Below are 15,980 nucleotides of genomic sequence, written 5' to 3' on the forward strand. Positions count from 1 at the left end.
CGCGGTTTCCTCTTGGTTTTTAGTGAAGGTGGGGCGGGGTTGCGGGCGAGGGACGCCCAAGAGACAGTTGCTTCACCAGCGTGACGAACGGGTCCGGGGCAATCGGGGTGGGCAGCACGTGCGTGATGCCGGCGGCCTGGGTGGCGGCCTCGTCATGGTCGATGGGAACGTCGGCGCACACCACAATCGGCACGCCCGGAGAGGCGGCGGCAAAGGCGCGGGCCAGAGTCAGCAGCTTCCAGGTCGGCTCGGTCGCGCTTTGAACCAGAACCACGATGTCGAAACGCTCCGGCGCGACGCTGAACAGCGCCAACCCACGGCGGCTGTTCACCGTGGCCGTGACGCGGAACCCTTGCGAGCGCAACAGGCGGCTGGCCATCCCCAGCATAATGCGCTCGCCGTCCAGCAACAGCACCCGCCGCGTGTCGTCCTGTCGGCGGGGCGGGGCGTCGGGATCGTGCAAGGGTAGGAAAATGGAGATCGTGGTTCCTGCGCTGGGCGCGCTGGTCACGTCGATCACGCCGCCATGGTCGGCCACGATGCCATGGACGGCGGCAAGGCCAAGGCCGGTGCCTTTGTCCACCGGCTTGGTGGTGAAAAAAGGATCAAAAATCCGCTCCTGAACGGTCGGACTCATCCCACAGCCGGTGTCGCTGACGGTCAGACAGGCGTAACGCCCGATGTCGAGGCGACCGCGCGCCAAATCCCGTGGGGTCGCGACGGACAGGGCGCTCACCGCAAGGGTTGCGCGCCTCTCACGCTCGCCGGGGGCGGAATCCTCAAGGATGGCGTCAACGGCGTTCTTGCAGAGATTGACGATCACTTGATGCAGTTGGCTGGGGGCCGCCAGCACCGGCGCCGGTTCATCCCCGCACCGCAACGTCCATTCCACCCCGTTGAGGATGGTCGGCTCAGCCAACTCCACGGCATCGCGCGCGATGTCCCGGAGATCCGTCGGCTCGCGTTCCAGCTTTTCCTTGCGGGCGAAGGTCAGCAACTGTTGCACCAGCCCCTTGGCGCGGTTGGCGGCGGCGGTCACATGGCGCAGATCGTCCCGAACGTCGCTGTCCGGGGGCAGGCTGTCGAGCGCCAGATGGCTGTAGCCGAGAATGGCGGTCAGAATGTTGTTGAAGTCATGGGCCACCCCGCCCGCCAGAACGCCGACCGCCTGCATCTTCTGGGCGCGCCGCACCTGCTCTTCGGCCTGCCGCCGGGTGGTGACGTCGTCCATGGTGGCGATGAGGTTGGTCATGCGGCCATCGCCATCCAGCAGCGGGGCCACGCGGATGGCGGCCCAGAAATGTTCACCGCCGCTTTTGCGGCCCGGCAACTCCGTCTGCCAAGTTTCGCCCGCCGACAAAGCCCGCCACATCGCCGGATGATGCTCCGTCACCGCCAACGGACCAGCGGCGGCGATGCAGGCGATGAACGCGTCCAGATCCGGCACAGCGTCGAGCGTGTGCCCGGTCATCATGCGGAACCTTGGGTTGAGATAGATGGTTTTTCCCAGAGAATCGGCGATCAGCACCGACACCGGGCTTTGCGCCACCGCCAGCGACAGGGTGCGCAGCGTGTCTTCGGCGGTCTTCAACTCGCTGATGTCGGTGACGAAGCCCTCGACGGCGGTGATCCGGCCCTCGGCGTCGGCCACCCCGACGCCCTGCTCCCAAACATGGCGGACGATTCCGGCCCGGTCGATCAGACGGTAGCTGAGGGTGAAGCGGCGGCGCTGGGCGAGCGCGGCGTCAACGCCGCTGCGGACATGGTCGCGGTCGGCCGGGTGAATCAGCGCGCCGAACGACGCGCTTCCATCGACCAGATCATTTGGATGATGGCCGGTCAGACGCTGCCCGCCTTCGCTGACGAACAGCATGGACCGTTCGGCGTCGGCCCGTCCCCGATAGGCCATGCCCGGCAAATTGCCCAGCAGGGTGGCCAGCCGCCGTTCGCTTTCCCAACGTTCCCGTTCGGCGCGCGCCTTGGCCGTGATGTCGCGCGCCACCGCTACCAGCCCCAACACCGCCCCGGATGGGCCGTAATAAGGCGTCTTGATGGTTTCCAACAGGACGGAGCGGCCATCGGGGAAATCCACCCGCTCTTCCATGCGGTGGGAGGTGCGATGGCGCAGAACCTCGGCGTCGCGTTCCTGAAAATATGTGGCGCGGTCTATCGGCACGAGATCCAGATCGGTGCGTCCGACGATGTCGGCGACCGTGCGCCCCATGAAGGCGGCGAAGGCCCGATTGCAGCCAAGATAGACACTGCCCGGATCCTTGAAAAAGATCAGATCAGGGATGGAATCGATCAACGCCTGAAGCAACGCGCGGTCATCGGGCGGATCGGCGATGTCGGAGATTGGATCGTCGCGCAGGCCGGTGACGTCGAAGGCGTGGCTGACGCAGAAAGCCCCGCCGTCGGCGCTTGGGCACAGGGTCGTGACCGTGTGCCACCACCCGATCCCGCCATCGGCTCGCGTCACCCGATGATCGGCGTGGCGGACAAGCCGTTGCTTGGCCAGCAGCGCGCGGGCGATTTCCGCCAGAAAGCGGGCGCGGTCGTCGGGGTGCAAGCGATCTGGCCAAGCGCCAAGGGGCGGCGCGCGCCCGTCGGGGCTGTAGCGCCAACGCAGGCATAGGGGCGAGTCTTCGGACTCATCGTCCGCAAACGGCGCCGCATCATCCTGCACCAAACGTTGCATGCCGCATCCCATCGACGCCGATGATGGAAAGTCTAACGGTCTTTTCGCTGGTTATGAAGGGGGCATGACGCGCGCCGTCCCGCCCCCTTCATCGCTCAAGCTCAATAGAGCGGGCGCCCCGCCGCGCGGGCCGCCGTCATCGCGGCGTGGTCCAACTGCACTTGATCGGCGTAATCGGCGGCGAAGCTGCGGGTTTCCGCCTTGAAGCCGGAAGCCGACACGACGACGTCGGTGATCTGCTTGTCTTCGCTGAACGGCACCAAGGACGAATCATAATCCTGGTCGGCCAGCGCGTGGGTCTTGGCCATGATCTTGCCCATCGCCGACACGGTGTCCTTGAAATTGCCCAGGCTGCCCTTCAGCGCCGTGTAGTCGAAGTCCTGCTGGAAGGGCGACTTCTCTTTCACGAAAAAGGGCTTTCCGGCGATGGTCGCCGCGCCGACCAGTGGGTCGGTGTTGGTCAGCCCGGCCTTGTTGCTCATCGCCACGCGGGTTCCCTCGTGGTTGCCATAGGCCGAGGACGGCATCCCGCCGGGATTGGCCAGCGCCACCGCGCTTGGCCCGATTTCTTTCATTTCCAGGATCACGTCGTCGCTCGTTCCGCTGGTCGCGCCCTCGATCAACACCCAATAGCGGGAGCGGCCCAGGCTGCCGACGCCCGACCCCATCCGCTGGCGAACATCCTTCACCGCGTAGAAGGCGGTCGGCTGCCGCTTGGCCGCCGCGATGGAGGCGATGTAGCCGCTCATCGCGCTGGTGATCGCGCTGGCCGTCGCCGTCGGAACCGCGACCAGGGTGGAATCGCTGTTCAGACGGCGCACGCCGCCGCTGACGCTGGTGTATTTGGTCAGAAGATCGGCGCGGCTCTTGCTTCCCACCTTCTGCACCACGTCCTTGGCGACGTTGGACAGATCACCGGCCTTCAGCCGATAGGACAGCTCGTCGTTCGTGCCTTTGAAGTCGGACAGCTTGTTCAGGTAGGAGTCGACGAATTGGTCAACCAGCGTTCCCTGATCGCTCTTGGAAAAGCCAAGCTCGCGCGCCGCCAACACGATGCTGACCGCCATGCGCCGGACGTCCCAGCTGTAGCGGCCAAGATAGGATTCGTCGAAGTCGGAGATGTCGAACACGTCGTTCCCCGCCGAATCGCGGACGCCGCCGTAATTCTGCACATGCAGATCGCCATCGATCCACGCGGCGCTGGTCGCCGCGTTCAGATAGGCCGACGGCGGCAGGGTCGCCATGTCCCGGTAAAACAGATGCGCGGTTCCCCGGTAGAAGACGAAGGGCGAGGTCGCCATCTTGTCCATCTTGGTCGCGACCTCCGCCGGTTGCGACTGGGCCAGCGGATGGTTGAAACCGTACAACTCCGATTCAACCCAACTCGGGCGGTTGGAGGCGGCGTTCACTGGACTGATGGCGAGAAGGGACAAGGACAGGGCAAGAGCGAGTCGGCGCATCGGCGGAAACTCCTGAAATCGCGACGGACGGGGAGGGCGATCATCGCCGCCCCTCCCGACGCGGTCGTGTGGTTTCTGCGAAATTTTGATGACGGGGTTGCATGGTTGGGGCGAGCGCGCGTGTTTGCCCCCTCCCTACCCCTCCCCCGCCTTCGGCGGGAGAGGGAACTCCGCCGTCTTTCGCCAAGGAGCCTGCCCCCTCTCCCGCCAAAGGCGGGGGAGGGTTAGGGAGGGGGCAGCCCGGCGCCGAAACGCTGGTCTCGCATCCTCCCCGTCCACATCATTCTGCCGGGTGGGCGGCGGCCTGTGGGCTGTGATGCTCCATCGCCTCGTCCGTCGGGAAGGGCTTTTTCTTGGCGATGTAGCTGTAGACGGTCGGCACGACGAAGAGGGTCAGAAGGGTGCCCAGCGTCATGCCGCCGACGATCACGGCACCGATGGCCTGTCGGCTTTCCGCGCCCGCGCCATGGGCGTTGGCCAGCGGCACCGCGCCCAGCACCATCGCGCCGGTGGTCATCAAAATAGGACGCAGGCGCATCACGGCGGCGTCCTCCACCGCCTTGCGGATGTCCACCCCGGCGCGTTGAAGCTGGTTGGCGAACTCGACGATCAAAATGCCGTGCTTGGTGATGAGACCGACCAGCGTCACCAAGCCGATCTGGCTGTAGACGTTCATCGTGCCGCCGCTGAACTGCAAGGCGGCGAGCGCGCCGGTCATCGACAACGGCACCGTCAGCATGATGACGAACGGGTCGACGAAGCTTTCAAACTGCGCCGCCAACACCAGATAGATGAAGGCCAGCGCCAGGATGAAGACGAAATACAAGCCGGTCGCCGATTCCCGGAACTCGCGGCTTTGCCCGGCGTAGTCGGTTTGGGCGGTCGGCGGCAGCGTCTTTTGCGCCGCCGCCTGCATCACGGTCAGGGCCTCGCCCAGCGAAACGCCCGGGGCCAGCGTCGCGGTGATGGTGGCCGAGCGCAGCTTGTTGAAATGGTTCAACTCCTTGGGCGCGACCCGCTCCTCGACCTGCACCAGATTGGCCAGCGAGATCATCGGCGCGTTGCCGCCCGCCGTCGTCGTGCCGCCGCGCACATAGATCGACGCGATGTCGTCGGGGTTGCGGCGGTCCACGTTGGCGACCTGGACGATCACGTCATATTGCTTGCCGTCTTTCTTGAAACGCGTGACCTGCCGCCCGCCCAACAGGGTTTCCAAAGTGCGCCCGACGGTGTCGACATCGACGCCCAGATCGGCGGCCTTGTCGCGGTCCAGCGAGATGCGCAGCTCCGGCTTGTTCAGCTTCAGATCGGTGTCGAGGTTGGTCAGGCCGGGAAAGGTCCGCGCCTCCGCCATCATCGCGTTGACCATCTTCTGCAACTCTTCAAAGGGCAGAGAGGTCTGGATGACGAAATTGACCGGCTTGTCGATCGGGCTTTGCCCCAGCGACGGCGGGTTGGTGACGAAGCCCAGGATGCCGGGGATGCCGAACATCTTGGGGAACAACTGCGCGGTGATCGCCTGTTGCTTCACCTCGCGTTGGTCCCAGTCGATCAAGCGGACGAAGGCGATGCCCTGGTTGACCACCGGGAAGCCGACGACGACGAAGAATTTCTCCACCACCGGGATGCTGCGGAACAGCGCCTCCATCCTCTGCGCGTAGCTCATCGTGTAATCGAGCGTCGAGCCTTCCGGCGCGATGGCGATGCCGACGATGGTGCCGCGATCCTCCACCGGCGACAATTCCGATTTCAGCCCGATGAACAGCGTGTAGCTGGCCGCCGCCACGCCAAAGCCGATCAGCAGAACCAGGGGACGCGCCCGCAGCGACAGCCGCAGCAGCCCGCGATAGGCGGCGGTCATGCCCTCCAAGAAGCCTTCGATCACCCGGTAGAACAGATTGTGCTTGGTCTCGTGCTTCAGCAGTTTGGAGCACATCATCGGCGACAGCGTCAGCGCGACGAAGCCCGACACGATCACCGCGCCCGCCAGCGTCAGGGCGAATTCGGTGAACAGGCGCCCCGTCCGCCCGGTCATGAAGCTGATGGGGGCGTAGACCGCCGCCAGCGTGATGGTCATGGCGATGACGGCGAAGCCGATCTCCCTCGCCCCCTTCAGCGCCGCCTGGAAGGGGGGCATGCCCTCCTCCACATAGCGGAAGATGTTTTCCAGCATGACGATGGCGTCATCGACCACCAGACCGATGGCCAGCACCATCGACAGCAGGGTCAAGGTGTTGATCGAGAATCCAAAGGCGTACATCAGGGCGAAGCTGCCGATCAACGACACCGGGATCGTCACCAGCGGCACCAGAGTCGCCCGCAGCGACCGCAAGAAGAAGAAGATCACCAGAACGACCAACAGGATCGCTTCAAAGATCGTGCTGAACACCGCGTCGATGGATTTTGAAATGAAGACCGAGCTGTCGTAAGCCACCTCGACGCCCATGCCTTCGGGCAGCGCGGCGCGGATCGGCCCCAGCGCGGCGTTGACCGCCTTGGAGACGTCCAGCGGGTTGGCGGTGGATTGCTTGACCACGCCGATGGCGACCGCGCCGCGACCGTTGAAGCGGGCGCTCACCCGCTCGTCCAGCGGGCCGATTTCCGCCCGGCCAACGTCGCGCAAACGCACCAGATAACCGCTGTCGTCGCGCAGGATGATCCGCTCGAACTCATCGGGGGAGCGCAGATCGGTTTCCGACACCACGGTGAACTCACGCGCCGTGCTTTCGACGCGGCCCGCCGGGATTTCGACATTCTGCTTGCGCAGGGCGTTTTCGACGTCCTGCGGCGTCACCCGATAGGCCGCCATCCGCTGCGGGTCGAGCCACAGCCGCATGGCGAAACGCCGTTCGCCAAAAATGCGGACCTGGGCGACGCCGGGGAGATTTTGCAGACGATCCTTGACGTAACGGTCGGCGAAATCGGTGACGTCCAGCGGCGTGTGCCGGTCCGACGAAAAGGCGAGGTAGAGGATCGGTTGCGCGTCAGCCTCGACCTTGGCGATCACCGGCTCGTCGATTTCGGTCGGCAGGGCGGCGCGGACGCGGCCCACCCGGTCGCGCACGTCGCTGGCGGCGACGTCCACATTGCGGTCCAAGCGGAAGCGCAAGGTGATCTGCGATTTCTCCGCCCGGCTGATCGACGACATGACGTCGATGCCCTCGATGCCCGCAAGGCTGTCTTCCAGCGTCTGCGTCACCTGGCTTTCGATGATCTGGGCCGAGGCGCCCTTGTAGGTGGTCTCGACGGTGACGACCGGCTCGTCGATCTTGGGGTATTCGCGCACCGACAGGCGTTGATACGACACAACGCCGATGAGCATCACCGCCAGACTCATGACGGTGGCGAGAACCGGGCGGCGGATGGAAAGATCGGAGAGGACCATGGGTTCAGCTCCCCGACGGCTTGGCGTTGACGACGGCCACCGGGGAACCGTCGCGAATCTTCAATTGCCCGGCCGTAACGACGACGTCGCCAGCCTTCAGCCCCTGGGTGATCTCCACCTCGGCGTTGCGGCGTTCGCCCAGCGCGACCTTGGTCTGCGCCACCTTGCCGTCCACCACCTTGAAGACGAACTGGTCCTTGCCGAAGGCGACGATGGCTTGTTCAGGGATCAGCACCGCGTCGGGAACCACGGTCAGGGTCAGCGCCACGCGGGCGAACAGGCCAGGGCGCAGCGCGCCGTCTGGGTTGGCGACGCGGGCGCGGATGACCACGGCGCGGCCATTGACGTCGATCAGCGGGTCGATGGCGTAAACCTCGCCGTCAAAGCCGCGTCCGGCGAAGGCGTCCACCGCGACCTTGACCGTCTGGCCGATTTTGACCGCCGTCAGGAACATTTCCGGCACGCGGAAATCCAGCTTCAGCGTGTCGATGGCCTCCAGATTGACGATGTCCTTGCCGGATTGGACGAAATCGCCGACCGACACCTTGCGCAACCCCAACACCCCGTCGAAGGGCGCGGTCAGAACCTGCTTGTCCAACTGCGCCTTGGCGAGCTGGACCGTCGCCTCGTCGGCCAACAGCTTGGCCGCCGCCTGTTCGCGCGTGCGGACCGGGCCGGTGTTCTGCCGCACCAACTGGTCGGCGCGCGACAGTTCGGCGCGGGAAAAGGCGATGCTGGCCTGGGCCTGGGCCAGCGTGGCCCGCGCGATGGAATCATCAAGGCGAACCAGGATGGCCCCCTTGGTGACGCGCTGGCCTTCCTGGAAGGTGATTTCGGCGATGCGCCCGGCGATTTCCGGGCGGATCACCACCGATTCGCTGGACAGCAGCGAGCCAACCGCCGTCACCGAACGGGCGACGACGCCGATCTTCACCGGGACGGCTTCGACCGGCATCGGCGGCATGCCGCCGGGGGGCGGCCCTGCGGGCTTCGCGCCCGCCGCGTCGCCACCCGGGATCGGAACCCCGTGGCTTTTCAGCAGCGCCGTCAGTTCCGCCACCGTCCCGCCTTGCTTGACGAAGTACCAGTAGGCGCCGCCGCCCAGCGCGGCCAGGACGATAAGGGCGATGATGCGGAGCGAGTGGCGCATGGACAGAACCCGGACGACGTTTCGTTTCAACCGCAGCGCAACACTCTGCGGCGCGACAAACTAAACTATATCGTTCAGTTCACTTCCGATGTCGAGAATGTTCAATCCGCAACCCCATCATGGCCGATGGGCCTGTAGGGCGTGGCCTGTTCACGACCCGTTCAGGGCAAGGAAATCCTGGAAATTGGCGCAGCGTCCGGCCTTGAAGGCGGCCTCATAGGCGGCGTTGCGGGCGCGCTTGGCCTCCACCGCCTCGGCGAATCGGGCGCGCAAGGCGGGATCGCCGATCCGCAAGCCATCGCCCGCCAGACGCGCCAGCACATGGCGGTAGCAGCGTTCGGCCCGGTCGCCGCTGTCGGTGGAGAAGGTGATGGATCCGGCGCGCTGGCGGTATTCGTAGAGCGGAGTTTTCACCAGCGGGACCGGGCCGGTTCGGTCCAGGATCTGGACGTTGAACACCACGTCGTCGCAGAAATTGACGTCCTCCTCCCACCCCGGACACAGGTCGCGGCGCACCAGCGGGAACATTGGCACGGAGGTGGCGAGGAAGTCCGTAGCGTCGAATTCGGCGGTTCCGTCGTCCGGCGGAAACAGGGTGGACAGCGGGGCGCCGTCCTCGTCCTGCACCACGGCGACGTTGTCGAAGGCGGCGCCGCGCGTCCAGGCCAAGGGAGCCAGAACGGCCAGCCGCTCCGGTCGGAACAGGTCGTCGGCGTCGAGCGGCGCGATCAGCGGCAGGGTCGCCGCCGCCAGCCCGGCGTTGCGCGCGGCGGGCGCTCCGGCCCCGACCCGTCCGGTGCTGGCGAAGAGAAACCGGGGATCGTCGAGTCCCGCGCTCAACAGGGTTGGCCGGTAATCCGTGCCGTCGTCGCTGACGATCACCGCCTGCCAAGCGGTCCAGCGCTGGGTCAGCAGGCTGCCGACGGCGCGGGCGATGGTGTCATGGGCGCGGTAAGCGGCGATGATGACCGAGACGCCGATTTCCGCGTCGTTTCCGCCGGTCGCTTTGGCCATTTGTCGCACCCTCCATCGCGTTCGCGCGTGGGAGTGTGGGGAGAAGCGGGCCGGGCCGTCAACGCGCCTGTCGCTTTTGCCGTCGCCGGGCGTTGAACCTGGACCCGATACGGGCTATGTGGTGAATCATGCGAGGCGCCATGCGGCTCCAGCTCTGACGATTCAGGTTTCCGATATCCAGGTTTCCGATAACTTAGGATTCCGACACCAGGGAGAACAACATCAATGGCGCAGGTCGGATACACCCGGTTCGACGACGAACCCGAAAAAGAACCGGACGAAAAGTCGAAGGACACCGCCCAGCCGCCGTTCGCCGCCGTGCAGCAATCCTTGTTCAAGTCGCGCACCGTGCTGATCTTCGGTCAGATCGACATGAAGCTGGCGCAAGGCGTGACGGCCCAACTGCTGGCGCTGGCCAACGAGGGCGACGGCGACATCACCGTGGTGGTGAACTCCCCCGGCGGCCATGTCGAGGCGGGCGACACCATCCATGACATGATCCGTTTCGTGAAGCCGCGCGTGAAAATGCTGGGCACGGGCTGGGTCGCCAGCGCCGGTTGCCACATTTTCCTGGCGGCGGACAAAGAAAACCGCTTCTGCCTGCCCAACACGCGCTTTCTGATTCACCAGCCGCTGGGCGGCACCGGCGGTCGGGCGACGGACATCGCCATCGAGGCGAAGGAAATCATCCGTATGCGTGAGCGGCTGAACCGCATCATCGCGCGCGAAACCGGCCAGACCTATGAAAAGGTCGCCAAGGACACCGACCGGAATTATTGGATGTTCGCGGGCGAGGCCAAGGAATACGGCATCGTCACCCACATCATCAACGGCATGGACGAGCTGAAGTAACAGAGCGCCCAAACAAAAAGGCCTCTTCCCGGTGGGAGGGGGCCTTTTTTATGACCGGCGTTCGCGCCGCCAAAGTGGCGGCGGCGTCTTATACGGACAGGTTCAGCAAGGAACCGCGTTGCGCTGTGCGATAGCCTTGGCCATTGACCTGAGCCGCCAGCGCCGCCGCGTTGCTGTCCAGCGATTGGCCATTCTTGGTGCTGGTCTGCGCGTCGCGGGTCTGTTCGGATTTTCCCGCCGCCTGCGGGGCCGCCACCGTCTGGGTGCGCACCGTCGGGGCGGTCTGTTGCGCAGCCTGCACCGCCGGGGACAAAGCCAACTGCGCCGCCGGTGTGATCGGCGGTTGCGGCTTGATCGCCTGGAGCGACGGAGTGGGGGCGTTGATTTGCATGATCCAAGATATGTGCCTTTCGACTCATATTCGCAAGATGTGATGCCGCATGGGACGGGGCTTGAGCCATGCGCCCAGGGGTGATCAGGGCGCTTTCCCTTCACCGCTCCGGGCAAAAACAACGAAGGGCGCAAAGACGCAGACGACTTGCACAGCGACCACCGCCAGCATCGCCAGCCGGTGGCCTTCGACCGTGTAACCGCCGGTCGCCACCGGGAAATGGCCCAGCGCCCAGCCGATGGCTGGTTGCAGGGTGAAGGCGACAATGAACATCAGCAGATTGACCGCCGTGTTGACCCGTCCGGCCAGCTCCGCCGGAAAGCGCTGGGTCAGCAGCGAATAGCCCATCACCGACGCGCTGGCGAAAAAGGAATAGAGAATCCAGCCGATCAGCGGCGGCACGCCCAGATCCAGCGCCATCGCGCCTTGCGTCAGAATGGCGATGGACACCCCGATGGTCTGCACCATGGGCGGGGTCAAGCCGATCCGGCGGGCGGCGTCGGCGATCATGCCGAACAGGGCGAATCCCGTCACCATCGCCACCGCCGCGTGTTGCAGATGGGTGGCGACGGCCAGACGGTCCATGCCCTCGACGTCGCGCAGCCACGGCCCGGCCCACAGGCTGATGTAAGCCAGGAAGGCCCCTTGGATCGCCGCGCAACTGGGGGCGAGCGTCCAAAAGGTCGGGCTGCGGAACACCGTCGCCGTACCGCGCAGCAGGGCGCCGACCGTGAGGGTTCCAGCGCCCGCCGCCCGCCGTTCCGGCACGACGGTGAACAGCAGGATCGCCACCGCCACGGTGGCCGCCGCGATGCCGAAAAACAGGCCGCGCCAATCGGTGAAACCCAGCAGCAGGCGCACCGGGGTGGTGGCGAAGACGGCGCCCAAACCGCCGCAAGCCAGAAACAGGCCGTTGATCGTCGGCAAACGCTCGCTCGGCCACCACATGACGTTGGCGGTCAGCGCCGCCATCAGGCAGGCCGACACGCCAAGCCCGATCATGGCCCGCGCCAAGGCCAGGGTGGGCAGATCATGGCCCAGCGCGAACAGCGCCGCCCCGGCGGCGGCGACCAACAGCAGGGCGGATTCGACCCGTCGCGGCCCGAAACGGTCGAGCAGCAGGCCAAGCGGCGGCTGGAACAGGCCAAAGGCGATGAAATAGGCGCTGGTCAGAAACCCCAACCCCGCCGCCGTCACGCCCAACGACGCCGTCAGCTCGTCGGCGATCACCGCGTTGACGGTGCGGAACAGGAAGGACAGGAAATAGCCCAGGGCGAAGGGCGTGAAGACGACCAGCACGCGCCGAAGAACGCTGGGGCCGCTGTTCGGGGCGGTTGTGGCTTGGTCGGTCATTGTGTGGCCTTGCTCCCCCATAGCCGCGTTCAGCCGGGCCAGCTAAGCCCAGGCGGGGGATGACGTCCAGAGGAAGGAGCTGATTGTCAGCCATGCGAACTTGACGGGACCGCCGAACAGGCGCACCCTTCGTCCTGTGTTGGATGATGCTGGCCCAAGCATTGATCCCACAACACCGACCATTCGCGCAGACTGGCCGGAATGAAGGCTGGAGTTCAAGCGGCAACGTCTTTTGGCCGTCTTCCAACGCGCCAAGCCCATCGACAACGTTGCCCGTCCGGCTGACCGGCGGCAGGTCCATTGATTGATGGACCTGCCGCCGATTGTTTTTTGACTGTGCGTTCCGATCTTTCGTTTGGACGAGCGCTCTGCTCAACGCTCGTTGTCCGGGTGTTTTCCGCCCGTTGTCGCCACAGAAAATCAGGCGCGCGTTGGCGACCGCAAAAGACCGCTCCGCATGACAGCCAATCGACATTCAAAATTAAATTTATGAAATGTTTCGTGGCGCGTCAGAATTTTGCCTTTTGTTGAGCAAGTTAATTGACAATTAACCAACAATCATCGAGTTTTGGACAAAGCGCGGTGAAAAAATCGGTCATTCCTGTGACCGGGATTTGATCCACCCTGTTGCATTGGCGTTGCGCGGCGCCAATCTAACAATTCCGACCCTCTCCGTTCCGAAAGGTTCGATCGCATGACCGCAACGGGCGTCCTCCGCAAGGTGGCCAAGGCAAGGAGCCATGGGCGGCGCCGCGTCCTGGGGCTTGCTCTGGCGGTTGTTCCGTTGCTGGCGAGTTGCCTGGGCGCGACGGTCCCGCCGAACGCCGCCGCGCCCGAGGCGCGCTTGACGGCGGCGGTCAGCCGGACGTCGGCGACGCCGCTGCCCAAGGTGAAGCCATCTCCGCCGATGGTCGCGTCGCCGCTGCCGATGCAAACGGCGTCTCTGCCGGACATCCCGCCGCCAACGGCGCCCGCCGCGACTCCAGAGCCGACGCGATCAGCCCCTCTGGCGACGCCTGACACCCTGGTTGGGCTGAACGAAGCGCAGACGGCGAAGCTTCTGGGCAGCCCCGCCGCGCGGGAAGAAGCCTCGCCGGGTCGTATTTGGCGCTACGCCAAAGGCGGCTGTCGGCTTGACGTGTTCTTTTTCATGGACATGACCCTGTCCCAAGACTTTCGCGCCCTTTCTTACGACATGAAGAGCAATCCCAATGTCCCCGATTCAGACCGCCAGTGCTTTGCCCAACTCCTCGCTCAATCCGGCTCCCCCGCTGGATCCGAACCGAGGGCTGTCCGCAATGACTGAGCCAGCCGTCACCCGCATCGCGCTGGTGGACGACGACGACCTGTTCCGCGAATCCCTCAGCCTCAATCTGGCGGATGAGGGGTATGTGGTGGAGACGTTCGACCGTGGTCCGCCCCTGTTGGAGTTTTTCGCGGCGGGCAAGACGGTGGACATCGTTCTGCTCGACTGGCGCATGCCCGGCATGGACGGCATTGATCTGCTGCGCCAGATGCGGGCGCGGGGAATCGACGCTCCGGTGATCTTTCTGACCGTGCTGTCCGACGAAATCTATGAAGAGGCGGCGCTGGCTGGCGGCGCTTTGGATTTCGTCGAGAAGTCGCGCAGCCTGTCGATTCTGCTGAAGCGCATCCGCCTGATCCAAGCGGGCGCCAAAAGCGGCGGCGAGGAAAACGGCGCGGCGGCGCAACCGGCCCTGCACCGGCTGGGCAGCCTGGAGTTGCGGCTGGAGAACAGCCGCGCCTTCTGGAAGGGCGAGCGCGTCGATCTGACCCTGACCGAGTTCAACATCGTCAGTCTGATGGCCGCCCAACCCGAACAGGATGTCTCGTACCGGCAGATTTATGATCTGGTGCATGGCAAGGATTTCGTCGCCGGTTTCGGCCCATCGGGCTACCGGGCCAACGTCCGCGCCTTCATCAAGCGCATTCGGCAAAAATTCCGCGCCGCCGACGCGCAGTTTGACTGCATCGAGAATTACCCCGGCTTTGGCTATCGCTGGGGGCAGGAGGAGGGGATGGGCGGCGCCGTGGCGGACGAGGAGTCGCCGGATCGCGCTCGTGCCGACTGACACGCGGTCGGGGCGCGGGCGGATCGCCCGTTCGGCCTTGGGGCGCTGGCTGTGGCATTCTCTGGCCAGCCGCCTGATGCTGTTGGTTCTGGTCTTTCTGACCGTGCCGGTTCTGCTCTACGACCAGTTCCGCCGCGCCGACGAGGCGACCCAGCGGCTGCTGCTGAACAGCGCCCAGCGCCAGGGCGAGTTGGTCGCCCGCGCGCTGGAGCCGGAGTTGCTCAACGCCGACCGTTCCGCCCTGCCGACGCTGAGCGGGGCGCTGGCCCGCTTCACCGACGACCGCACGCGGCTGCGGCTGCTGGTCCGCCCGCGCGGCGGGGCGGTGGACGGGTTCTATTACGTCGCCACCGCGCCCAGCCTGCCGACCGCCGATCTGGACCAGGAGCGGCGGCAACTGGCGGCCTTGGGAATCCTGGACCGGCTGGGGGCCAGTTGCGCCGAAAACGCCACGCTGGCCATGCGGGTTCCCCATTCGTCCGGCGGGGAGGAGGTCTTGTCCTCCATCACGCCGATCACCACGCCGTTCGGCTGCTGGGCGCTGGTGACGAGCCACGCGACGGAGGGGTATGTCGCCTCATCCTTGGGGCGGCCCTATTGGCGCACTCCGGCGGTGCAGGCGGCGGCGGCGGTCTATCTGGTGATGGCGGTTCTGGTTCTGGCCGTGCTGGCCGGGGTGTGGCGCAGCCTGCGGCGCTTTGGCGATTTGGCCCGCGACATTGTCGGCGGCGAGGGCGGAAAGCGCGGCGGGTCCTTCGCCGCGCGCAACCGGGTGCCGGAATTGTCCGGGGTGGCCGAGGATTTTGATCGTCTGGTCGACACCCTGCGCGACAGCGCCCAATCCTTGCGCCGGGCCGCCGAGGACAACGCTCATGCTTTCAAGACGCCGATCGCGGTGATCCGGCAATCCGTTGAACCGCTGCGCCGCGCCTTGCCGTCGGACAGCGCCCGCAGCCAACGAGCATTGGCGATGATCGAAACGTCGGTGGACAAGCTGGACAGTCTGGTGTCCTTCGCCCGTCGGATGGACGAGGCCGCCGCCGATCTGCTGGCCCCGGCCCGCCGCCGGGTCGATCTGTCCGGCTTGGTGGAGCGCATGGCCGACGGCTACGCCGGGGTGTTGGCGGAGCGGCGGTTGCGGTTGCAGGCCCGCGTCGAGGCCGGGTTGTTTGTCCGCGCCAGCGAAGAGACGCTGGAAACCATCGTCGAGAATCTGGTGGAGAACGCGGTCAGCTTCTCTCCCGCTGACGGTCTGATCTCGGTGCGGGTTGTCCGCGATGGGGCGTGGGTCGCGCTGACGGTCGAGGATGATGGGCCGGGGGTGGAGGCCGACAATCTTGACCGCATTTTCGAGCGCTATTTCTCCCAACGTCAACCGGGCCACGGCATGCCGGACGGCGAGGGGGGCAACGATCAAGCCAGTGGCGACCAAGCCAGTGGCGACCAAGCCGATGGCGCGCATTTCGGCATCGGCCTGTGGATCGTCCGGCGGAATGTGGAGGCGTTCGGCGGGCGCGTCCGCGCCGAAAACCGCCAGGACGGCGGCTTTCGGATGACGGTCGCGCTGCCGGTCGCCGGGTGAGG

General features: G+C 65.6%; 11 protein-coding genes. 4 read left to right on the forward strand and 7 right to left on the reverse strand.

The genetic code is table 11. The features are described from left to right. Positions 1–19 precede the first annotated feature (19 nt). From D3877_RS26345 to D3877_RS26365, 5 genes are all read right to left on the reverse strand, one after another. On the reverse strand, positions 20–2,698 hold the full coding sequence (locus tag D3877_RS26345) for a PAS domain S-box protein (RefSeq protein WP_158600014.1): 2,679 nt from the start codon (positions 2,696–2,698) through the stop codon (positions 20–22). A gap of 101 nt (positions 2,699–2,799) precedes the next feature. Beyond that, the gene (locus tag D3877_RS26350; RefSeq protein WP_119833776.1) at positions 2,800–4,158 is read right to left on the reverse strand and encodes a DUF2252 domain-containing protein; all 1,359 of its coding nucleotides are present in this window, start codon (positions 4,156–4,158) and stop codon (positions 2,800–2,802) included. A gap of 280 nt (positions 4,159–4,438) precedes the next feature. After that, on the reverse strand, positions 4,439–7,543 hold the full coding sequence (locus tag D3877_RS26355; protein ID WP_119833777.1) for an efflux RND transporter permease subunit: 3,105 nt from the start codon (positions 7,541–7,543) through the stop codon (positions 4,439–4,441). 4 nt (positions 7,544–7,547) lie between these two features. Further along, positions 7,548–8,693 (reverse strand): efflux RND transporter periplasmic adaptor subunit, encoded by a 1,146-nt coding sequence (locus D3877_RS26360; RefSeq protein ID WP_119833778.1) that lies wholly within the window; start codon positions 8,691–8,693, stop codon positions 7,548–7,550. 150 nt (positions 8,694–8,843) lie between these two features. Continuing rightward, a complete protein-coding gene (locus D3877_RS26365; protein WP_119833779.1) occupies positions 8,844–9,707 on the reverse strand; it encodes a glycosyltransferase in 864 nt (287 codons plus the stop codon). Positions 9,708–9,932: 225 nt separating this feature from the next. Between D3877_RS26365 and D3877_RS26370 the strand changes: the two genes are divergently transcribed. Continuing rightward, entirely contained in the window at positions 9,933–10,559 is a 627-nt protein-coding gene (locus D3877_RS26370; protein WP_119833780.1) for an ATP-dependent Clp protease proteolytic subunit, read from the forward strand. A gap of 88 nt (positions 10,560–10,647) precedes the next feature. On the opposite strand, the gene D3877_RS26375 is transcribed toward D3877_RS26370, so the two are convergent. Beyond that, positions 10,648–10,950: a hypothetical protein gene (locus tag D3877_RS26375; RefSeq protein WP_119833781.1), complete on the reverse strand. Its 303-nt coding sequence runs from the start codon at positions 10,948–10,950 to the stop codon at positions 10,648–10,650. An 84-nt stretch (positions 10,951–11,034) separates the two neighbouring features. After that, complete coding sequence (locus D3877_RS26380; RefSeq protein ID WP_158600015.1) at positions 11,035–12,303, reverse strand: MFS transporter; 1,269 nt, start codon at positions 12,301–12,303, stop codon at positions 11,035–11,037. A gap of 694 nt (positions 12,304–12,997) precedes the next feature. On the opposite strand from D3877_RS26380, the gene D3877_RS26385 reads away from it, so the two are divergent. The 3 genes from D3877_RS26385 to D3877_RS26395 are packed head-to-tail and all read left to right on the forward strand — an operon-like array spanning position 12,998 to position 15,978. Beyond that, on the forward strand, positions 12,998–13,609 hold the full coding sequence (locus D3877_RS26385) for a hypothetical protein (RefSeq protein ID WP_238475098.1): 612 nt from the start codon (positions 12,998–13,000) through the stop codon (positions 13,607–13,609). Further along, positions 13,602–14,396, forward strand: a complete 795-nt coding sequence (locus D3877_RS26390; RefSeq protein WP_119833783.1) for a response regulator transcription factor — start codon at positions 13,602–13,604, stop codon at positions 14,394–14,396. Before D3877_RS26385 ends, D3877_RS26390 begins: the two co-directional genes overlap by 8 nt. Next, the gene (locus D3877_RS26395) at positions 14,386–15,978 is read left to right on the forward strand and encodes a sensor histidine kinase (RefSeq protein ID WP_238475099.1); all 1,593 of its coding nucleotides are present in this window, start codon (positions 14,386–14,388) and stop codon (positions 15,976–15,978) included. The genes D3877_RS26390 and D3877_RS26395 overlap by 11 nt, the downstream gene beginning before the upstream one ends. Positions 15,979–15,980 lie beyond the last annotated feature (2 nt).

The organism is Azospirillum cavernae (assembly GCF_003590795.1).
Taxonomy (GTDB): Bacteria; Pseudomonadota; Alphaproteobacteria; order Azospirillales; family Azospirillaceae; genus Azospirillum; species Azospirillum cavernae.